Source organism: Sphingomonas sp. GW821-FHT03E12, assembly GCF_059420685.1.
On sequence record NZ_JBWKUF010000003.1, the window covers coordinates 252736 to 272689 of the forward strand.

Here is a 19954-nt window from a genome sequence, read left to right on the forward strand (position 1 = left end):
GATGGCGATTGAGCTCAAGATGCCGGCGCTCTCGCCCACGATGGAAGAGGGCACCCTCGCCAAGTGGCTGGTGAAGGAAGGCGACACCGTGAAGTCCGGCGACATCCTCGCCGAGATCGAGACCGACAAGGCGACGATGGAATTCGAAGCCGTCGATGAAGGCACGATCGCGTCGATTCTAGTCGCCGAGGGTACCGACAATGTGAAGGTCGGCACCGTGATCGCGACGATTGCGGGCGAGGGCGAAGACGCCTCGACCCCGGCGCCTGCGCCTGCCGCGGTGGAAGCCCCCAAGGTTGCCGAACCCGCTCCGGGCGAGGATGGCGGTCCCAAGAAGGCCGACAGCGGCACCAAGCAGCTCGCCAGCGACAAGGCGGCGACCGTGGCCGATCCCGAAGTGCCCGCGGGCACCGAGATGGTGAAGACCACCGTCCGCGAAGCGCTGCGCGATGCGATGGCCGAGGAAATGCGCGCCGATGGCCGCGTGTTCGTGATGGGCGAAGAAGTCGCCGAATATCAGGGCGCGTACAAGGTAACGCAGGGTCTGCTCGACGAGTTCGGCGCCAAGCGCGTGATCGACACGCCGATCACCGAATATGGCTTTGCCGGTGTCGGCAGCGGCGCGGCGATGGGCGGCCTCAAGCCGATCATCGAGTTCATGACGTTCAACTTCGCCATGCAGGCGATCGATCACATCATCAACTCGGCGGCCAAGACCAATTACATGTCGGGCGGCCAGATGCGCTGCCCGATCGTGTTCCGCGGTCCCAACGGTGCGGCGAGCCGCGTCGCAGCGCAGCACTCGCAGAATTTCGGTCCCTGGTACGCCAGCGTGCCGGGCCTGATCGTGATCGCGCCCTATGACGCGGCGGACGCCAAGGGCCTGCTCAAGGCCGCGATCCGTTCGGAAGATCCGGTCGTCTTCCTCGAGAACGAGCTGATGTACGGCCGCAGCTTCGACGTTCCGAAGCTCGACGACTGGGTGCTGCCGATCGGCAAGGCCCGTATCGTCCGCCCGGGCAAGGACGTGACGATCGTGTCCTATTCGATCGGCGTCGGCGTCGCGCTTGAAGCTGCCGAGACGCTGGCCGCAGAGGGCATCGACGCGGAGGTCATCGACCTGCGTACGCTGCGCCCGCTCGACAAGGCGACGGTGCTCGAGAGCCTCAAGAAGACCAACCGCATGGTCGTGGTCGAGGAAGGCTGGCCGGTCTGCTCGATTTCGTCCGAAATCGTGGCGATCGCGATGGAAGAGGGCTTTGACGATCTCGACGCGCCGGTGATCCGCGTGACCAACGAGGACGTCCCGCTGCCCTATGCGGCGAACCTCGAGAAGCTGGCGCTGATCACCGCGGACAAGGTGGTCGCCGGCGTCAAGAAGGTGACCTACAGCCGTTAGGAAGGCGGTCGCTTCTCGATAACGTCCGACTGACCTGCACACAGCGATCGTGTGACTGCAGTCCCCTTGTAGATGCCGCGCGGATGCAAGGCGTTGTTCACACCGAGGGGGCTGTCATCGCTGGTGTTGCGGGCGTCGCGGACCATCATCGATGCGATTTCATCGATTTCACTCGTTGGTGAGAGCGACGTCTTGATCAGCGGCTGATACCGGTAGCGGACCTGGACGACCATCGTAACGCCGCCTGGAGGTGCCGTGATCTGGCGGCTAGGCGGACCGACAGCCGTGACACCCGCGCCGATGGTAGTCGCGGTGTCGGTCTGCGTGCCGATGGTGGAGGTCAGGCTGGTCTGGCTGCCTTTGCACCGCTGCCACCGGATGCGATAGCGATTGGCCGTGGTCTCATGCGGTTCGACGCTCGAGATCGTGACGTAGCCGTTGGCCAGCAGGGCGAGTTCACCCGATTGCAGGTTCGCGCCCGTGAACAGATCGTCGATGTCGGCTTCGTAGATCTTCTTGGATTCGAGCTGGCTGCCGGAACCGATGCGCGCCGAGTTGTCCGCCAGTTGAAGCGCGATCTGGCTGATCCGCATCTTGGTGATGATGTAGTTGGTCAGTTCTGCACCAGTCAGGCTCATCAACAGCAGAACCGGCAGACCGAAGGCGAGTTCGAGCATCGCCACTCCGCTGGTGTCGCGGCCGAGCCGCCGGCCCGTGCTGCCGGCCAGAGTGAGGGGCGTCATGTGCAGTTCCTCACGGTAGAGACGGCCTGATCGCCATAAGGCTGGTTGCGCAGGATGGTCGACGCGGTCACCTTGGTCGTGCGCGATCCGCCGATCAGATTGTACATCGGAAAGAAGCGCGGATAGGTGATCGACGCAGTGTAGAGCACCGCGTCCTTGGCGCCGCCCTGGCTCAAATTGCCCCCGGTGGCATCCCAGCGGCCGTTGTTGTTGGTGTCCTCATAGGGCTCGCCCGGGGTGCTGCCCTGCGGGCCGTCGCAGGTTCCGTTGTTGTTCGTGTCGGTCCAGGGTTCGAACCTCGATACGGCGGCGTGTTCGTAGGACCGGTAATATTGCCGCGTGATCGATACCGTGCCGTTGTTGGCCAGTGCCCTGACCTGTGCCTTCACCTTGTCGTCGATTTCGTTCTGCTTGGCCTCGACCAGACCGGATTCGAGCGTCAGGTCGCGTGCGGCCTTCTGTATCACGCCTTGAAGCGCCGCGCGCATGTAGAGCGTGTGCGCGATGTCGAACGCGCCGAGCAGCAGCATGCCGAGCACGGGCGCCACGATCGCGAACTCCACGATTGTGGCACCGCGCCGGTCATCGGCGAGCCGGGGAAGGCGGATGCGCAGACTCACCGGGTGAGCCTCAGCTGGGAGATCTGGTCGGCGATCGACTTGAAGGTCGTTTGGAGCTGAGCCGAATCCGCAGCCGAGAAATAGCGCCCGGTTGAGGCGCACGTGCGTAGCCGGTCCTGCGTAGTCTGGCTCTGCCCTTCGCCGAAGTTGATCACCCACAGGGTAATGTTCTTGTTCCGGACCCACTGACAGATTGCGAGGAAACGCAGGTTCACCTGCTCGTTGAGCTGCGTGTCCGTCGGGTTGTCCGGCGTCTGGCGGTGATCGAAGAATGGCAAGCCATAGGCCGCATAGTCGCCGGCTCTTGCATTGGTATCGCCGTCGGTCATGAAGATCATGTGCCGTTCGATCTCACCGCCGTTCGGCGTTGCCTGGTTTTCGGTCCGGAATAGCCCTGTCGGCGACATGAGGCGTGCGCCCCAGATGATGCCGATATCGTGATAGGTGTTACCGTCCGTGCGGAGCGAGTTGACATAGTTCTGGAAGACCGACGCATCGGCCCAGCTCTGCAATTTGCGCGCTTCGGTGGGGCAGAAGAAGGTCGAGCGGTTGGCATAGTCGATGTTCTGGGTGATCGGTGCCGTGCTCCACCCGCTGGTATTGCCGCTGGTCCAGCTGGTGCCGTTCCAGTTGGTGCCGCTGGTCGTGCCGCGCGTGAACATCAGCTGCGGCAATGCCGGTTTCCAGCGCGATTCATTGCTGTTGGGAATCAGGTCGATATTGAGGTCGAGCGCATCCGACGGGATCGGATCATAGTTGGTCGTCGCTTCTGTCTGACGCTCCTCGATGCACCCGGACCAGTTGATCGTTGCCTGCGGAACATCCCTGCCGTTGGAACCCGTGACCGGGTCGGCGATCGACTGTGTGTCGGGATCGGTCAGCGAGCCCGGCATGGTGAAGCTGCTGTTCCAGTTGTTGCCGCCGGCCTTGAGTCCGCTGACGTTCACCGACATCTGGTTGTAGGTCCAGCTGGCGAATTTCTCGACATAGAAGGTGGTCGTATCGGTGCGGCGCCGACGGCAGCTGCGCGTCGTGCCGCTCGTTTTGGGCGCACCCGACCAGCCCCATTCGCCGTTATTGCCGCCCGCCGTGGCAGAGCCGTCATGGGGGAAGGACGATACGACGGTCGGATCCGGTGCGGGGCCGCCTGAGTCGGCCGCGGTCGGCGTGAAGGTGCCGAACGCCTCGTTCTTCATGAACGACAGGCATTCGGCCTGGCTGATCGAACCGCCGCCATAGGTCTCCCAATAGGTGCTGGTGCTCTGCGGCGGCACGGCCATATTGGCCCTGCGGGTCTGATAGTCCCACTGGTCCACCATATAGTCGTTGGGCAGCAGCTTGCCGACGTTCACATTGGTCGAATAGGGCACGAAGCCGAAGCGGATCTGCACCTGGTTGCCGGTGCCGCCGCTGGGTTCGCCAGCCTCGCACTCGGTGTCGGCGACATCGAGCCGGGCGACGATCTGATAGAAGCATTTCACGGCGATGCGCAGTGCGGCAATCCGCGAGTTCGCGTCGCCGTTGCAGCTTGGATCGCCATTCGGACAATAGTCCATCGATCCGGTCGTATCGAGAACGAACATCACGTCGGTGTTCGGCAGCCGCATTTCGGCGTCGCAGGTGACGGTGAGCGTTTCGCTGGTCTTGCCGAATACGCGCATCAGCGTCATCGGCACGATTGCGCGCGCGCTCCCGGTGACCTTGCCTGCGCTTTCGGTGAAGCTGCGGCGCGTCGCGTCCGCTTCGCGTGTGGTGCCATAGGCGTCGGGATTGAAGTTGGCGTCGAAGAAGCGCCCGGCTTCGGCTCGTGCCGCATAGTCGTTCGCTGACCAGCTGCCGCCGCCCATCATCTTGCGTCCCGCGAGCGCGCCCGCGTCACAGGCGTGTTGCAGCCGCGTCTTGACGATGTACATGCGGCTGATGTCCACGCCACCGCCAATCATGCCCGCCAAAGGGATAATCGATGCCGCGATGATCGCGATCGTGTTGCCGCGTGTGTCGCGTGCGAGTGACGTCAACCATGTGCGGGCGCTGTTCGCGGCCCCTGCGCGCTGGATCATCGATGCCTCGTCCCCGGTTCCATCGCGCCACATGGACCAGGTGCGGCTAACGCCCGCTGAAAGCGCATGGTTAACCAATCGTGATCGATCGCTCCGCTACGGAGGCGGCCGATGATTGCCGATCCGGAACGAAGGATGATCCTGGCCTATGCGCCCGGTGCAGCGGCCGGCCGGGCGCTGGCGGCGCTGTTGGCGCTGGACGACAAGCTGGCGGAGACGGTGCGCACGACGACCGAACCGATGCTGGGCCAGATCCGCCTGCAATGGTGGCATGATGCACTGGTGAAACTCGACAGCGCGCCGCCGCCTGCCGAGCCGGTTCTGGAGGAGATGGCGCGCGATGTGCTGCGCGATGGTGTGACCGGTGCGGCGGCTGCTGGGATCGCAGAGGCCTGGCAGGCGCTGCTGCAGGAAGAGCTGGACGGGGCGGCGCTGAAGGCCTTTGCGCAACGCGGCGCGCGGCTGTTCGAGCTTGCGGGCGCGCTCGCCGGTGCCTCGCCTGAGGATCCGCTGACGCCGGCGGGAGAGGGATGGGCGCTGGCCGATCTGGCGCAGGGGCTCAGCGATCCGCGCGAGGTGGCGGGTGCCCGCATGATCGCGGAGCAGGCGCTGGCCGAAGCCACCGCAGTGCGCTGGAGCCGCAACGGACGCGCACTGGGGGCGATGGCGCATCTGGCGAGGCTCGACCTCGCCGGCGTGCCCCTCGGATCGCCGCGGCGGACGGGACGCGCCCTGTGGCACCGGCTGACCGGAAAGTGACGTCTTGCTGCCGCGGATGGAAGGCGTAGGTTGATTCCCTTGCGGGGGGAGAGTCGGCATGTGGCGCTATTTCGCGGGCGGCATCGCGGCGTTGTTGATGGCGGGGGCGGGAATCTTCCTGTTCCAGAGCCGGGCGACCCCAGAGCCGGTACCGCCGGCACCCAAGGCCGTGCAGCAGGCTGAGGCGAAGGGCGAGGAGGCGCAGCCTGCCGAAGTCCCGCGGGCGGATCGAAGCCGTGAGGAAAAGCGTTTCGACCGCAACGACAAGGACAAGAACGGCATCGTCACGCTCGCCGAGCTTCAGCAGCCGCGGCGCAAGGCCTTTGCCAAGCTCGATACCAATGGCGACGGCAAGCTGTCGTTCGAGGAGTGGACGGTGCGGACCTCGACCAAGTTTGCCGAGGCGGACAAGGACAAGTCGGGCGGGCTGACCCGCGCCGAATTCGCCACCACCGCCCCCAAGCGCAAGGCTGGGGCGCGGCCGCAATGCGATTGCCGCGCCGAGGTGGCGAAGGCACTGGCCGAAGCGGCGGAAGAGTAGGTCAGGCCGCCTTGACCCATTCCGCAAACGCAGTGCGCGCGCGGGCGGTGTACATGAGCTTGCGATCGGCTTTCTTGGTGCGACCCTCGATCGGCGGCATCAGGCCGAAATTGACGTTCATCGGCTGATAGGTCTCGATCTCCGCGCCACCGGTGATGTGGCCGAGCAGCGCGCCCAGCGCGGTCTCGACCGGAGGCGGAGCGAGCGTGCGGCCGAGGATCTCGGCGGCGGCGAAACGGCCCGCGAGCAGGCCGATCGCCGAGCTTTCGACATAGCCTTCGCACCCGGTCACCTGCCCGGCGAAGCGGATATGTGGGCGCGATTTCAGCCGCAGCGTCGGATCGAGCAGCTCGGGCGAGCGGATGAAGGTGTTGCGGTGGAGGCCGCCAAGCCGCACGAACTCGGCATTCTCAAGACCGGGGATCGTCCGGAACAGCGCGACCTGTGCGCCATGCTTCAGCTTGGTCTGGAAGCCGACCATGTTCCACAGCGTGCCATTGGCATTGTCCTGACGCAGCTGGACACAGGCATAGGGCCAGCGCCCGTTCGGAAACTCCGCGCAGGCGGTGCGCGGGTCGTCCAGCCCCACGCCCTTCATCGGGCCGTAGCGCAGTGTGTCGACTCCGCGTTCGGCCATCACCTCGATCGGCATGCAGCCCTCGAAATAGGGGACCTTCTCCCATTCCTTGAACTCGGCCTTTTCGCCGTCGATCAGGCCCTGATGGAAGGCCAGATACTGGTCCTTGGTCATCGGGCAGTTGATGTAATCCTTGCCCGTGCCGCCGGGGCCGACCTTGTTCCAGCGCGACTGCATCCACGCCACGTCCATGTCGATGCTCTCGCGATGGACGATCGGGGCGATGGCGTCGAAGAAAGCGAGGCTGTCCTTGCCGGTGGCCGACCCGATGCTGTCGGCAAGGCCGGGCGCAGTAAGCGGGCCGGTGGCGACGATCGTCAGGCCTTCGGCGGGAAGCTGATCCACTCGTTCGCGGACGATGCTGATGTTGGGATGCGCTTCGAGCGCGGCGGTGACGCCGTCCGAGAAATGGTCGCGGTCGACCGCGAGCGCGGAGCCGGCGGGTACCTTATGGAGATCGCCCTGCGCCATGATGATCGAACCGAGGTCGCGCATCTCCTGATGCAGCAGGCCCACGGCGTTGCGTTCTGCGTCGTCGGAACGGAAGCTGTTCGAGCAGACCAGCTCGGCGAGGCCATCGGTCTGGTGCGCGGGTGTCATGTCGCCGCTGCCGCGCATTTCGGAGAGCTTCACGCGGATACCGGCATTGGCGAGCTGCCAGGCGGCCTCCGAACCGGCGAGACCGCCGCCGATGATATGGACTTGATGGGGGAGCGAAGTTGACACGGCTCTCTCGGGAAGTTGACACATATGCAGGGATTTTTCGCGCCTGCTTGACACGCGACCGGTCGTACCGGACGCCCTTGTCAAAGCCCTTACGCCAAGGGCAGGGCTGTAGGAAAAGGGAAAGTGCATGCGGGGGCTGTTCTGGATCGCGGTGCTGGCGGGGGCGAGCTATTCGCTGACGGCGTGGGGCCTGGCCGACGGGGGCGCGCTGAAGGCGGCGTGGAAGACCAGCGGGGTGGCCTTGCTCGCGATCTGGGCGGCGACACAGGCGCGGAGCACCGATGGCTGGCTGATCGCGGGCGCGCTGGGACTAGGCGCGTTGGGCGATCTGCTGCTCGAGACGCATGGCTTCACCATCGGCGGCGCGGCGTTTGCGGCGGGCCATGCGGTAGCGATCGCGCTGTACTTGAGGAACCGCAGGGCGAACCCGTCATCGAGCCAGAAGCTGCTCGGCTATCTGCTTGCCCCCGCGACGATCCTGATCAGCGCTTTGCTTGCGGCCCCCGCGGGGCAGGCGCTGCCGGTGGGCGCCTATGGCGCGTTCCTCGGCATCATGGCTGCGACGGCATGGACCAGCCGGTTTCCGCGCTATCGCGTCGGGATCGGCGCGGTGCTGTTCGTGGTGAGCGATCTGCTGATCTTCTCGCGCTTTGGCGTGCTCAAGGAATCGGCGGTGCCCGGCCTGCTGATCTGGCCGACTTATTTTGCGGCACAGGCGCTGATCGCATGGGGCGTGGTTCAGACGCTGTCGTCGGAGAAAAGCACACGGTAGCAGAGGTATCGGAGCGCCGTTTCCGGCGCTCCGATGATGCCTTATGCGGTGGCAGGGCGAACCGTGCTGTTCAGCCAGTCATTCACCTTGCGCCCGAACTTTGCGATCGCACCCATGTTGAAGAAGTGCATCGCGCCCAGCACGATTACGGCGAGGCCGACCTTGGCGCTGAGGAAGCGGATCGCGTCGGGGATTGTCACCGGTTCGCTGCCAATGCTCAGCGTCAGGGTGATGAAACCAAGGTTGATCAAGTAGAAGCCGACGACCAGCAAGTGGTTGGTCGATTGGGCCAGCGTCTCGTTCTGGCCGAAACATTGCGTCAGAAACACGATGCCGTTGCGGCTGAGCGTGCGTGCGACCCAGATGGTGAGCGCAATCGTGATCGCGAGATAGAGCGCATAGACGGTCTCGATCATTTCACTTCTCCTTCGTGAGCATTGATGACGTTGGCAGGGGCTTCGTCGTCCCACCGCGTTCCGAAGCGGATGAGGAGAGCGCAGATGGCGCCAGTGATGGCGAACATGCCGATGATGGCGACCAGGAACCGCATATCGCGGTCCTCCCCGTACAGGATGGCGGCGATCAACGCCGCCACCGCGGCGCCAGCCATGCCCCACAGCGCGGGACAGCGTGCGCGCGGATTGCGGCTGCCCCACACCGCCATGACATAGCCGCCGAAAGAGATCGGCAGGAACGCACCCATCACGCCTAACGGGATCGAGATCGCAATCATGAAGACTAATCCGACTGTATCCGCGACGGTGTCGGCCTGAGGGAGTATAAGGAAGATGATCGGCAGGACGTACACCGGGCCTGCGCAGAGCGTGGCGAGCAAGGCGCCGCGTCTATAGGTGAAGCCAGTCACCGAGCACCTCCGAATCTCGGCAGCACCACCACCATCCGCAGCCGCTTCGCGAGCTTTGGCGCTGCGGCGTCGATGCGGGCGGCGAGGGCAGGCAGGCGGCTGACGGGCACCGCGGGGAAGAGGTGGTGCTCGAGGTGGAAGAACATGTTGTAGCTGACGAGGTTGAACAGCCGGCCACGCTGGGTGCGGGCGACCAGCCCCTCCTCGCAGCCATGATGCGTGATCCACACCGCGAAGAAGGCGGTCAGGCTCTGCGCCACCAGCATCGCGGCAATATGGTAGAGCAGGGGCGCCCATTGGCTGGCGATTGCGGCGCCGATCACCAACAGGTTGAACGCAAGGTCGATCGCCATGCGCCGCCGGAGCTGCGGCCCGCCGTTGCGCCAGCCGAACAGGTGCGTCTCAACCGGGAAGCGAGGCCCGAAGCGCAGCACCTCGAGCAGGCGCATATTGCCGCATTTCCCCTCGATATCGTCGTCGGTGCCGACCTTCTGGTGGTGAAGCAGATGGTTGAACGCGACCGAGCTGTTGGAGCCGAGCATCAGGGCGCTGAGAGCATGGAGCACGCGGCGATGTCCGCGCGCGCTGAAGCCCAGATTGTGGTGGATCGCCTCATGATTGAGCCGCAACGCCGTCAGGAAGAACATGAAGCTGGCGGGGATGGCGAGCAGCCAGAGATCGAACTGCGCAAAGGCGAACGACAGCGCGAGCCACGGGAGGGGGTGGAGGCATTCGATCAGTCCGTCGCGCGGGCGCATCGTCACCAGATCGCGCCATGCGACATGGGCGAGTGCCGGATCGGCGGCGGCGGGATGATGTCTGGCCATCTCATTTCTCCCTTGCTGATATTTCTGTAATTTCAGAAATCTGTTGGCGTGCGAGATCGGGGCGTCGGGCGCGGTGTCGGATCAGTCCTTGTTGCGGGAACCGGGGATGAAGCGCGCGACCTTGCCGCCGAGCTTCATGAGGGTAACGAGCGTGGGCTTGGGCAGCACGCGAACCTGGTCATACCAGCTGCCCAGCGTGCCGATGAATTCGTGCATCCGGCCGACACGCTCGCGCACCTGGGGCGGGGCGGTCTCGTCAGCAGCAAGGCGCGCGGCGAGCTCGCCGAGCAGCTGGATGGTCGGATCAACCTCACGCCGCTTGCGCTCGGCGACGATGCGCATGAGCATTTCCCACAGATCGGTCTCGGCGGTGAAATGGTCGCGGCGATCGCCCTCGACATGGACGCGGCGGACGATGCCGTAGCCCTGAAGCTCCTTGAGCGCAGTCGAGACGTTGGAGCGGGCGAGGCCGAGCGTGTCGACGATCTCTTCCGCATGGAGCGGGCGATCGGCGAGGTAGAGCAGCGCATGAACCTGCGCCACGGAGCGATTGACGCCCCATTGCGTTCCCATCTCACCCCAGTGGAGGATGAACGCCTTGGCGTCGGGATGGTCTGCGAAGCGGGTCATGTTGGTTATTTCTGTAATTTCAGAAATTGAAGGAGTCAATCATGATCGACCATCTCGGCATTCCGGTAACCGACATCGCGGCGTCGCGGCGTTTCTATGCGGCTGCGCTGGCGCCGCTTGGTTACCGGGTGATGGGCGAGGAGACCAATGGCCTTGGCAACGCCATCATACTGTTCGGGGTGGATGAGGTGGATTTCGTGATCGCCGATGGCGAGCCGGTGAGCACCGGCGTGCATCATGCGTTTCGCGCAGAGAGCCGGGCTGCGGTCGATGGTTTCCATGCCGCGGCGCTGACGGCGGGCGGGCGGGACAATGGCGCGCCGGGGATACGCGAACACTATCATCCCGATTACTATGCCGCGTTCGTCATCGACCCGGACGGGATGAATGTCGAAGCGGTTTGCCACAGGCCCGAATGAGCGTGGCCGTGCCCCTTACGCTGGGATTAGAACTGGAACTCGATCGTCGGACGCCGCGCCGTTTCGACGAACCCGAGCTTGCGTGCGAGATGAAGCGAGGCGGTGTTGCTGGCCATGGCGGTCCAGTGCGGGGTGACGCCGGCCTGCAGCGCGTCGGCAAGCCAGGCGGTGCAGGCATGGGTGGCAAAACCGCGGCCCTGATCGTCGTCGTCGAAGGTCAGCAAGTTGATTTCCTGCCGCCCGTTCCATGCGGCGCAGGAGAAGGCGAGGCTCACCGCGCGATTGCCCTCCATCACCGCCTGGCCGATGCCGTGCGCGAGGAAGTGCTCGGTGTCGAGCCAGCTTTCGAGCAGGCACTCGGCGATATCCTCATTGGCGGCGAGAGCCGCATCGATGCGCCTGACCGTGAAGCCTGCGGGTAGCGTGGGCAGGCTAGGCAGGTACGCATCACCACCGAACGTGAAATAGCATTCCTCGTCGCCCTCCGGCTCGCGCTGGGCGAGAACGGGCTCGAGCGCCCGCTGCCAGGCGGTGTTGTGGAGCACGGCAACGAAGGTGTCTCCGCCGCAGGAGGCCAATGTGTCCGGCCCCAGCTGCTGGTCAAGGAAGCGATCAAAGTCATCGAGAAAGGCGGGATTCTCCGGATCGCCGACAAGGAAGCTGATGATGCCCGTCTGGTCGATCAGCGCGGTGCGCGGTTGTTCGGGATCGTCGACATAGACCGCGCCGCGGTTCGTGCCCGCGATGATGGCGTTGAGGCTGAGCGCGTTGATCGAATCGTCCGGGCCGAGCAACGGGAGGGCACGATGATGGTATTCGGGCGCGAGCTTCCGGATCATGCCGTGGCCTGTATCCGCGGGCGTGGAAATTTCCACGGCTATGTCACGGATTGCCGGGCATGATCGTCAAGCACTGCACACTGCTGACAGCGGTGGGGCAGCACTGAGCTAGTCTGGCCCTTTATTTCGGGAGGATGCGATGATCGATCATATGGGTGTCTCGGCGAGCGACTTCGAAGCCTCGCGCCGTTTCTATGATGCGGCGCTGGGGGCGATCGGTGCGAGCGTGGTGATGGAGGTCACCCCCGCGATGACCGGCGGCATCTATCACGGCATCGGCTATGGGAAGCACGGCAAGCCCGACTTCTGGCTGAGCAATGGCGGACCGAAGGGCGCCGGCATCCATATCGCGTTCGTTGCGGAGAGCCGGGCGGAGGTGGATGCCTTCTACGCCGCGGCAATGGCGGCGGGCGGCCGCGACAATGGCGCGCCGGGTATTCGCGCGCATTATCATCCGGGCTATTATGGGGCGTTCGTCTACGATCCCGACGGGATCAACGTCGAGGCGGTGTGCCACAAGCCGGAGTAGCTGGGAGCGCGGAATGAAGGTCTTCACCATCGGCTATGAGGGCGCGACGATGGAGAGCTTCCTCGCCGCGCTGGAAGGGGCGGGTGTGCGGCAGGTGATCGATGTGCGCCAGTTGCCGCTCTCCCGCCGCCCCGGCTTCTCCAGGGCGCCGCTGGCGGCCGCGCTGAAGGAGCACGGCATCGGCTATGTGCATCTGAAGGCACTGGGGACGCCCAAGCCGGGGCGCGACGCGGCGAAGAAGGGCGATCGGGCGACGCTGAAGACGGTCTATGCCGGTCAGCTCGAATTGCCCGAGGCCCAGGCCCAGGCCGCGCAGATGCGGGCGCTGATCGCGGAGATGCCGAGTGCGCTGCTCTGCTTCGAGCGCGACCCCGCCATGTGCCACCGTACGCTGCTGATCGCTGCGGAGGGAGAGGGCGCGGAAGTCGTCGATCTGATCCCCTAGGCGCGCTCGTCCTTGGGCGACCCCATCACGATGTACGAGGTGAGCGTGGAGACCTGGGGCAGGGCGCCGAGCACATCGGTGTGGAAGCGCTTGTAGGATGCGAGGTCCTTGACCTCGACGCGCAGCAGATATTCGATTGTACCGGTCACGTTATGGCATTCGCGGACTTCGGGGGCGGCATCGATTGCGCGCTCGAACTCCTGCTGCTCGCTCTTGGTGTGGCGCGACAGGCCGACGGCGATATAGGCGGTGAAGCTGATCCCGAGCGCGGCCTGGTCGAGGATTGCGCGATAGCCCTTGATGACCCCGATCCGCTCGAGATCCTGCACGCGGCGCAGGCAGGCCGAGGGTGAGAGGCCGACTCGCTCGGCAAGCGCGAGATTGGTGATCCGCGCATTTGCCGTCAGCTCGTGCAATATATTGCGATCAATCGCGTCAAAATCGGCCATAGATTGCAATCTATCGTCAAATATCAAGTGTATTTGCAAGCTCATTCGGCGCGGAATCGCATATTCTTGCGCGATGTTGTGGATGCAGACATTGCCGGCGCTGAGCGTCTTCGCCCTGGTTTCCTCGATCACGCCCGGGCCGAACAACCTGATGCTGATGACGTCGGGTACCAATTTCGGGCTCCGGCGCACCGTCCCGCACATGCTGGGCGTGTCGCTGGGCTTCGTCCTGATGATCGTCCTGGTCGGGTTGGGACTGGCGGAGCTGTTCGCGCGCTATCCGCTGGCACACACGGTGCTCAAATGGGTGAGCGTCGCCTATCTGCTCTACCTTGCCTGGAAGGTCGCCACGGCCACGCCGCCGGGCGAAGGGGACGCCGCCGGGCGCCCGCTGACCTTTGTTCAGGCGGCCTTGTTCCAGTGGGTCAATCCCAAGGCGTGGACGATGGCGCTGACCGGGGTGACGGTCTATCTGCCGCCGGTCGAGCCGTGGATCGGGCTGGCGCTGGTGGCCGGATTGTTCGGTGCAGTGAACCTGCCATGCGTGGGCCTGTGGGCCGTGATGGGCGTGAAGCTGCGGCGCTGGCTGGGTGACAGGCGGCGGCTGCGGATGTTCAACATCTCAGCGGCGGTGCTGCTGATTGCGTCGCTCTATCCGACCGTGACGGGCTAGCCCGGGGCGCTATCGGGGAATCTGAGGTGCTGGACTATCATATAAAGAATTCTTTATATGATGAATCTCCAAAGAGGTTCAGCCGCAGGAGCGCCAGTGGAAGTCCGGTATGTCGATCCCGATGCGGGGGTGTTGAACGCGTTGCTGCCTGTTGCGCGGCGGATCTTCACCGACACCTTCGCCAGCGATTACGCCCCGGCCGCGTTCGAGGCGTTCTGCGATACGGTCTATGCGCCGGACGGGCCGATGGCGCGGGACTTTGCCGACGGCGCAGTGCGCTGGCGCGTCGCCACCGTTGATGGAGCGCCGATCGGCTATGCGAAACTGACGCCGTTGCGCGCGCCGGCAATTGACGCTGCGCCGGGCGCTATGGAGCTGCAGCAGATCTATGTTCTGTCCGGCTGGCATGGGGCCGGCGTTGCCGCGCGATTCATGGAATGGGGTCTTGCGACCGCGCGGGAAGCCGGCGCGCCGGAACTCTACCTCACGGTGTTCGACCATAACGAGCGTGCGAAGCGCTTCTACACCCGCTACGGGTTTCGCGAGGTTGGCCGCTGTACCTTTCAGCTGGGCGACCGGATCGATGACGACCGCATCTGGTGCGTGCGGCTGGACGGCTGATTCAGCCCGTGACCGGAAGCCTGACGGTGCCGTCGTCCTCGCGCTCGAGCGGGGAATAGGCGATCACCGTTTCGAGCGTGAGCCGGCCGTAGAGGTGCGGGAACTCCGCGCCGCCACGGGAGACTTCCCATTTCACCGCCTCGCCGAGCGCGTCGAGATCGACTGCGGCGACCCACAGATCGTGCAGGCCCGCAAAGTGCTTGTCGACCGTTTCGGTGAGCTGGTCGCGGGTGGACATATGGATATAGCCATCGGCCAGATCGATCGGCGCACCGGCGAAGGTGCCGGCTTCGAGCGCGATCATCTGCTCGGCAGTCAGCACCTTATAGGCAGTGGTAGGGTGCATTGCTCTCACTCCGGCGTCATCCCGGCCTTGTGCCGGGATCCACGGTAACGCAACCGATGGGCATGAGGCTCGATCCCACCGCTTGCCCAGCGGTGGACCCCGGCACAAGGCCGGGGTGACGGTTTGGGGTTACGCGTCGCTTTCCGGCTCCGCGACGTCGTTGCCGGACGTGGCATCGGCCGCTTCCGCGCCTTCGCCTTCACCCTCGATCGCCGTCTCTTCCTCCTCGGTCTCCTCGATGCGGGCGGCGGAGACGACATGCTCGTCATCGGCGACGTTGAACAGGCGCACACCCGCCGATCCGCGGCCGATGACGCGCAGGCTGGTCAGCGGCAGGCGGATCATCTTCGCCTGATCGGTGACGAGCATCAGCTGATGCGCCTGGGTCGCCGGGAAGCTGGCGACGACAAGGCCGTTGCGGGCGATGTTGTCGATATTGGTGATGCCCTGACCGCCACGGCCTGTGCGGCGATATTCGTAGGCGGACGACAGCTTGCCATAGCCGTTGGCGCAGACGGTGAGGATGAACTGCTCCTTCGCCTTCAGCTCCTCGAAGCGCTCGGGCGTCATCTGCGGTTCGCTGTCCTTGTCCGCCTTCCACGGAGCGTGACGCAGATAGTCGTCGCGCTCTTCCTGATCCTTGATCCCCGCCTTGTGCAGGATCGAGAGCGAGATGACCTCATCCCCTTCGGCAAGCCGCATGCCGCGGACACCGGTCGAATTGCGGCTCTGGAATTCACGGACATCGTCGCCGGGGAAGCGGATCGCCTTGCCCTGGCGCGTGGCGAGAAGAACGTCGTCGGCCTCGTCGAGCAGGGCGACGCCGATCAGGCGATCGTCTTCGTCCTCGCCCTCGAACTTCATCGCGATCTTGCCGTTCGACGGCACGTTGGTGAACGCGTCCATCGAGTTGCGGCGGACCGAGCCCTTGGCGGTCGCGAACATGACGTGGAGCTTGCCCCACTCGGCCTCGTCCTCGGGCAGGGGAAGCACGGTCGAGATCGTCTCGCCCGCCGCGAGCGGGAGGAGGTTGATCATCGGCCGGCCGCGGGTGGCGGGGCCGCCCTCGGGCAGCTTCCACACCTTCATCCGGTAGACCTTGCCCAGGGTCGAGAAGAACAGCACCGGCGTGTGAGTCGAGGTGACGAACAGCTCGGTGACGACGTCCTCGTCCTTGGTCGCCATGCCGGCGCGGCCCTTGCCGCCGCGTGCCTGGGCGCGGAAGGTGTCGAGCGTGGTGCGCTTGATATAACCCTGCATGGTCACGGTAACGACCATGTCCTCGCGCTCGATCAGATCCTCGTCCTCGATGCCGTCGGCGGCGGGGGCGATTTCGGTGCGGCGCGGGGTGGCGTATTGATCGCGGACAGCGACCAGCTCCTCGCGCAGCACTTCGTAGAGCTTGATGCGGTTGGCGAGGATTTCGAGCAGTTCGGCGATCGAATCGGCGAGGCCCTTGAGCTCGTCGCCGATCTCGTCGCGGCCCAGCGCGGTGAGGCGGTGCAGGCGCAGGTCGAGGATCGCGCGGACCTGGATGTCCGACAGGCGATAGACGTCGCCCGTCACCTCGGTTTCGACCGCTTCGACAAGGCGGATATACGGTGCGATCTCGGCGATCGGCCATTCGCGCATCAGCAGCGCTTCGCGGGCCGCGACCGGGCTGGACGAGCTGCGGATGATGCGGACGACCTCATCGAGGTTGGTGACCGCGATGACGAGGCCGAGCAAGATGTGCGCCCGGTCGCGCGCCTTGGCGAGCTCGAACTTCGAGCGGCGGGTGATGACCTGTTCGCGGAAACGGACGAACGCCTCGACGATGTCGCGCAGGTTGAGCAGTTCGGGACGGCCGCCGCGGATCGCGAGCATGTTGGCCGGGAAGCTCGACTGCGCCGGGGTGTTGCGCCAGATCTGGTTGAGCACGACTTCGGGGGTCGCGTCGCGCTTGAGGTCGATGACGATTCGCACGCCTTCACGGCTCGATTCGTCGCGAATATCGCTGACGCCCTCGACGCGCTTTTCCTTCGCGGCTTCGGCGATCTTCTCGACCAGCGCGTTCTTGCCCTGCTGGTAGGGGATTTCGGTGAGGACGATCGAGCGGCGCTCGCCGCGCTGCTCGAAGGTGTGGCGGCTGCGGACGATGATCGACCCGCGGCCGGTCTGATAGGCGCTGCGGCAGCCTGAGCGGCCAAGGATCAGCGCGCCGGTGGGGAAGTCCGGGCCGGGGACGATCTCCATCAGGTCTTCGACCGTGACCGCGCCATTGTCCATGTACGCGAGGCAGGCGTCGATCACTTCGCCCAGATTGTGGGGCGGAATGTTGGTCGCCATGCCGACCGCGATACCGCCGGCGCCGTTGACCAGCAGGTTCGGGTATCGCGCGGGCAGGACCGTCGGCTCGCTCTCCGAGCCGTCATAATTGTCCTGAAAATCGACCGTGTCCTTGTCGATATCGTCGAGCAGCGACATCGCCACCTTGGCCAGGCGCGCCTCGGTATAACGCATCGCGGCGGGGGGATCGGGGTCCATCGATCCGAAATTGCCCTGGCCGTCGATCAGCGGCACGCGCATCGCCCAGTCCTGCGCCATGCGGGCCATGGCGTCGTAGATCGAGCTGTCGCCGTGCGGGTGATATTTACCCATCACGTCACCGACCAGGCGGGCCGATTTGCGATACGCGCGGCCGGGCAGATAGCCGCCCTCCTGCGCCGCATAGAGGATTCGGCGGTGAACCGGCTTCAAACCGTCGCGGACATCGGGCAGCGCGCGCGCCACGATCACGCTCATCGCGTAATCGAGGTAGCTCGTCTTCATCTCGTCGACGATCGAGATGGGGGTGATATCGGAAGGGTCCGCGAGGACGGTCTCGTCGGTCAAGTTTCGGTGCTTTCGAAGGGTTGTTTCAGTGTTGTGACCGCTCTAGCGGGGCGGGGACCACCTGCCAAGCCCACGCGCGTGCGCACGCGCGTGAAGGGCGTTCCGGGATCGAAGGCGTTCAATGTGCGTTCAGCGCGCGCAACCAAGGGTTGAAATGACGCGCTGTGCCTTGACCGGGCGAGGCGGATTACTAGAGCGGTTGCGCCCCATTTGCTACGCGTACCCGCGTAAGGAGAGTCCCGAATGAAGTCTGTTTCCAAAGCCGCGCTGGCTGCAGTGCTCCTGATCGGCGTGCCTGCCACCGCCGGAGCCGCGCCCGCCGCGGCCCAGAAGAAGGACGAGAAGGCGCCTGAGCTCAAGCTCAGCGCAGAATTCCGCAAGCCTGCGTCGGAAGTCCAGAAGCTGATCGAGGCGAAGGACTGGGCCGGCGCCAAGGCGCAGCTCGACGCGCTCGACGCGGTGGCGAAGAGCGACGACGAGCGATTCTATGCGGCGAACTTCCGCCTGCAGACCGCTGCCAACACCAACGACACCGCGAGCACGATCACCGCGCTCGATGCGCTGATCGCCAACCCCAAGACGCCGCAGGCGGATCGCGGCCGGTTCAACTTCTTCCGCGGCGATTTCGCCAACAAGGCGAAGAAGCCGGCGGACGCGCTGGCCTATTTCACCAAGGCGCGTGACCTGGGCTATGTGCCGAACGGCGTGAACATGAACCTGCTGATCGCGCAGACACAGTTCGATGCGGGCCAGCGCGACGCCGGAATCGCCGCCATCGACGCGGCGATCAAGGCTGAGGAAGCTGCGGGCCGCAAGGCGCCGGAGAACTGGTACAAGCTGGTCGTGTCGAAGCTGTACACGTCGGGCGCGAAGGCCATGGCCGCCGATTGGCTGGGCCGCCAGATTGCTGCCTATCCGAGCCCTGAGGCATGGCGCTCGTCGATGCTCATCTATCTCGAGCAGCTTCAGGACAAGGGCGTCCAGCTCGACCCCGACCAGCGGCTCGACGTGCTGCGCCTGATGCGCGCGTCGAAGGCGATGGGCGGCGAGAGCGACTATCTGCAATATGCTGACGTCGCGCAGCGCCGCGGTCTGCCGGGCGAGGTCAAGTCGGTGATCGACGAGGGCCGCGCGAGCGGCAAGGTCACCAAGACCAACGCCGCGATCAACCAGCTCTACACGACGGCGAGCGCTCAGGAAAAGGCGGAGGTTCCGCTGGCGACCGAGGAAAAGCGTGCGACTGCCGCCCCCAAGGGCAATGTCGCGCAGCAGACCGGCGATGCCTATCTCGGCACCCGCAACTATCCCAAGGCGGTCGAGCTGTACCGGCTCGCGCTCCAGAAGGGCGGCGTCGACACCAATGTCGTGAACACGCGCCTTGGCATCGCGCTGGCGCTGTCGGGCCAGAAGGCCGAAGCGAAGACCGCCTTCGCCGCCGTCACGGGCACGCCGCGTGGCGAGATCGCGAAGTTCTGGACCACCTGGCTCGATCTGCCGCTGGCCTGAGGCTGGGGCATCTCAAAAAGAAAGGGGCGGCCGTTGGGCCGCCCCTTTTTGTTTGCGCCTCAGGCCTGGGCTTCAGGGTTCAACCGGAACACCCGGAAGCGACTTGGACGAGCGGATGGTGAGCGAGGTGCGGACATGCGCGACGTTGGGCGCGGTGGTCAGCTTGGTGGTCAGGAACTGCTGGAAGCTGCTCAGATCCTTGGCGACGATCTTCAGGATGAAGTCGATATCGCCGTTGAGCATGTAGCATTCGCGAATCTCGGGAATGTTCGCGACATGCGCCTCGAACGCCTCCAGATCGGTTTCGGCCTGGCTCTTGAGGCTCACCATCGCGAAGACGGTGATCGTATAGCCCAGCCAGACCGGATCGAGATCGGCGTGGTAGCCGCGGATCGCGCCCTTTTCCTCGAGCGTGCGGACCCGGCGCAGGCAGGGCGGCGCGGTGAGGCCGACGCGGTCGGCCAGATCGACATTGGTCATCCGGCCATCGGCCTGAAGATGTGCCATGATCTGCCGATCGATCTCGTCAAAAGCCATGCATCCATTCCCCTGTAGCGCGACAGCAACAGTCGCCATGTGTCCCGTACACATAAGATAATTACGCGCAAGCGCAATTGTCCCACTATGCGACGTCCCGAAATCACCAGTTTGCGCGGGCGTTTTGCCGCGTTAAG

23 protein-coding genes are annotated in these 19954 nt (G+C 64.9%); 10 read left to right on the forward strand and 13 right to left on the reverse strand.

Going from position 1 to position 19954, the window contains the following annotated elements; all coding sequences use genetic code 11:
* Position 1: 1 nt before the first annotated feature.
* Positions 2-1399, forward strand: a complete 1398-nt coding sequence (locus AC07TU_RS10765) for a pyruvate dehydrogenase complex E1 component subunit beta (RefSeq protein WP_495187905.1) — start codon at positions 2-4, stop codon at positions 1397-1399.
* Here AC07TU_RS10765 and AC07TU_RS10770 read toward each other — a convergent pair.
* Genes AC07TU_RS10770 through AC07TU_RS10780 form a run of 3 tightly spaced genes read right to left on the reverse strand, consistent with a single transcriptional unit; the run spans position 1396 to position 4855 of the window.
* Positions 1396-2142: a TadE/TadG family type IV pilus assembly protein gene (locus AC07TU_RS10770; RefSeq protein WP_495187906.1), complete on the reverse strand. Its 747-nt coding sequence runs from the start codon at positions 2140-2142 to the stop codon at positions 1396-1398. The genes AC07TU_RS10765 and AC07TU_RS10770 overlap by 4 nt on opposite strands.
* On the reverse strand, positions 2139-2762 hold the full coding sequence (locus AC07TU_RS10775; protein WP_495187907.1) for a TadE/TadG family type IV pilus assembly protein: 624 nt from the start codon (positions 2760-2762) through the stop codon (positions 2139-2141). Before AC07TU_RS10775 ends, AC07TU_RS10770 begins: the two co-directional genes overlap by 4 nt.
* Positions 2759-4855, reverse strand: coding sequence for a TadE/TadG family type IV pilus assembly protein (locus AC07TU_RS10780; protein ID WP_495187908.1), 2097 nt, complete (start codon positions 4853-4855; stop codon positions 2759-2761). Before AC07TU_RS10780 ends, AC07TU_RS10775 begins: the two co-directional genes overlap by 4 nt.
* A 102-nt stretch (positions 4856-4957) precedes the next feature.
* Between AC07TU_RS10780 and AC07TU_RS10785 the strand changes: the two genes are divergently transcribed.
* Entirely contained in the window at positions 4958-5581 is a 624-nt protein-coding gene (locus tag AC07TU_RS10785; protein ID WP_495187909.1) for a squalene/phytoene synthase family protein, read from the forward strand.
* 58 nt (positions 5582-5639) lie between these two features.
* The gene (locus AC07TU_RS10790; RefSeq protein WP_495187910.1) at positions 5640-6122 is read left to right on the forward strand and encodes an EF-hand domain-containing protein; all 483 of its coding nucleotides are present in this window, start codon (positions 5640-5642) and stop codon (positions 6120-6122) included.
* A gap of 1 nt (position 6123) precedes the next feature.
* Here AC07TU_RS10790 and trmFO read toward each other — a convergent pair whose 3' ends face one another.
* Entirely contained in the window at positions 6124-7485 is a 1362-nt protein-coding gene (gene trmFO / locus AC07TU_RS10795) for a methylenetetrahydrofolate--tRNA-(uracil(54)-C(5))-methyltransferase (FADH(2)-oxidizing) TrmFO (RefSeq protein ID WP_495187911.1), read from the reverse strand.
* A gap of 127 nt (positions 7486-7612) precedes the next feature.
* Between trmFO and AC07TU_RS10800 the strand changes: the two genes are divergently transcribed.
* Complete coding sequence (locus AC07TU_RS10800) at positions 7613-8257, forward strand: lysoplasmalogenase family protein (protein WP_495187912.1); 645 nt, start codon at positions 7613-7615, stop codon at positions 8255-8257.
* 41 nt (positions 8258-8298) lie between these two features.
* Here the strand turns inward: AC07TU_RS10800 and AC07TU_RS10805 are convergent, their stop codons facing one another.
* The 4 genes from AC07TU_RS10805 to AC07TU_RS10820 all read right to left on the reverse strand — a co-directional run bounded on the left by AC07TU_RS10805 (position 8299) and on the right by AC07TU_RS10820 (position 10579).
* Positions 8299-8673, reverse strand: coding sequence for a hypothetical protein (locus tag AC07TU_RS10805; RefSeq protein ID WP_495187913.1), 375 nt, complete (start codon positions 8671-8673; stop codon positions 8299-8301).
* The gene (locus AC07TU_RS10810; RefSeq protein WP_495187914.1) at positions 8670-9122 is read right to left on the reverse strand and encodes a hypothetical protein; all 453 of its coding nucleotides are present in this window, start codon (positions 9120-9122) and stop codon (positions 8670-8672) included. The genes AC07TU_RS10805 and AC07TU_RS10810 overlap by 4 nt, the downstream gene beginning before the upstream one ends.
* Entirely contained in the window at positions 9119-9949 is an 831-nt protein-coding gene (locus AC07TU_RS10815) for a fatty acid desaturase (protein ID WP_495187915.1), read from the reverse strand. The genes AC07TU_RS10810 and AC07TU_RS10815 overlap by 4 nt, the downstream gene beginning before the upstream one ends.
* A gap of 81 nt (positions 9950-10030) precedes the next feature.
* Positions 10031-10579 (reverse strand): GbsR/MarR family transcriptional regulator, encoded by a 549-nt coding sequence (locus AC07TU_RS10820; protein WP_495187916.1) that lies wholly within the window; start codon positions 10577-10579, stop codon positions 10031-10033.
* Positions 10580-10620: 41 nt separating this feature from the next.
* Here AC07TU_RS10820 and AC07TU_RS10825 point away from each other — a divergent pair, with 41 nt between their 5' ends.
* Positions 10621-10998: a VOC family protein gene (locus AC07TU_RS10825; protein ID WP_495187917.1), complete on the forward strand. Its 378-nt coding sequence runs from the start codon at positions 10621-10623 to the stop codon at positions 10996-10998.
* Positions 10999-11024: 26 nt separating this feature from the next.
* Here the strand turns inward: AC07TU_RS10825 and AC07TU_RS10830 are convergent, their stop codons facing one another.
* The gene (locus tag AC07TU_RS10830; RefSeq protein ID WP_495187918.1) at positions 11025-11837 is read right to left on the reverse strand and encodes a GNAT family N-acetyltransferase; all 813 of its coding nucleotides are present in this window, start codon (positions 11835-11837) and stop codon (positions 11025-11027) included.
* 139 nt (positions 11838-11976) lie between these two features.
* Here AC07TU_RS10830 and AC07TU_RS10835 point away from each other — a divergent pair, with 139 nt between their 5' ends.
* Together AC07TU_RS10835 and AC07TU_RS10840 are read left to right on the forward strand one after the other, a co-directional pair.
* Positions 11977-12366 carry a VOC family protein gene (locus tag AC07TU_RS10835; RefSeq protein WP_495187919.1) on the forward strand — a complete coding sequence of 130 codons (390 nt, stop codon included), beginning with the start codon at positions 11977-11979 and terminating at the stop codon, positions 12364-12366.
* A gap of 13 nt (positions 12367-12379) precedes the next feature.
* Positions 12380-12811: a DUF488 domain-containing protein gene (locus AC07TU_RS10840; RefSeq protein ID WP_495187920.1), complete on the forward strand. Its 432-nt coding sequence runs from the start codon at positions 12380-12382 to the stop codon at positions 12809-12811.
* On the opposite strand, the gene AC07TU_RS10845 is transcribed toward AC07TU_RS10840, so the two are convergent.
* Positions 12808-13260 (reverse strand): Lrp/AsnC family transcriptional regulator, encoded by a 453-nt coding sequence (locus AC07TU_RS10845; RefSeq protein ID WP_495187921.1) that lies wholly within the window; start codon positions 13258-13260, stop codon positions 12808-12810. The two genes, AC07TU_RS10840 and AC07TU_RS10845, sit on opposite strands and share 4 nt — an antisense overlap.
* A 73-nt stretch (positions 13261-13333) precedes the next feature.
* On the opposite strand from AC07TU_RS10845, the gene AC07TU_RS10850 reads away from it, so the two are divergent.
* Complete coding sequence (locus tag AC07TU_RS10850) at positions 13334-13933, forward strand: LysE family translocator (protein ID WP_495187922.1); 600 nt, start codon at positions 13334-13336, stop codon at positions 13931-13933.
* A gap of 96 nt (positions 13934-14029) precedes the next feature.
* On the forward strand, positions 14030-14554 hold the full coding sequence (locus AC07TU_RS10855) for a GNAT family N-acetyltransferase (RefSeq protein WP_495187923.1): 525 nt from the start codon (positions 14030-14032) through the stop codon (positions 14552-14554).
* Between the two features lies 1 nt (position 14555).
* Here AC07TU_RS10855 and AC07TU_RS10860 read toward each other — a convergent pair whose 3' ends face one another.
* The gene (locus tag AC07TU_RS10860) at positions 14556-14900 is read right to left on the reverse strand and encodes a DUF952 domain-containing protein (protein WP_495187924.1); all 345 of its coding nucleotides are present in this window, start codon (positions 14898-14900) and stop codon (positions 14556-14558) included.
* A gap of 129 nt (positions 14901-15029) precedes the next feature.
* Entirely contained in the window at positions 15030-17774 is a 2745-nt protein-coding gene (gyrA, locus tag AC07TU_RS10865) for a DNA gyrase subunit A (protein ID WP_495187925.1), read from the reverse strand.
* Between the two features lie 243 nt (positions 17775-18017).
* On the opposite strand from gyrA, the gene AC07TU_RS10870 reads away from it, so the two are divergent.
* The gene (locus tag AC07TU_RS10870) at positions 18018-19280 is read left to right on the forward strand and encodes a hypothetical protein (RefSeq protein ID WP_495187926.1); all 1263 of its coding nucleotides are present in this window, start codon (positions 18018-18020) and stop codon (positions 19278-19280) included.
* A 72-nt stretch (positions 19281-19352) separates the two neighbouring features.
* Here AC07TU_RS10870 and AC07TU_RS10875 read toward each other — a convergent pair whose 3' ends face one another.
* A complete protein-coding gene (locus AC07TU_RS10875; RefSeq protein WP_495187927.1) occupies positions 19353-19817 on the reverse strand; it encodes an Lrp/AsnC family transcriptional regulator in 465 nt (154 codons plus the stop codon).
* Positions 19818-19954: the final 137 nt, after the last annotated feature.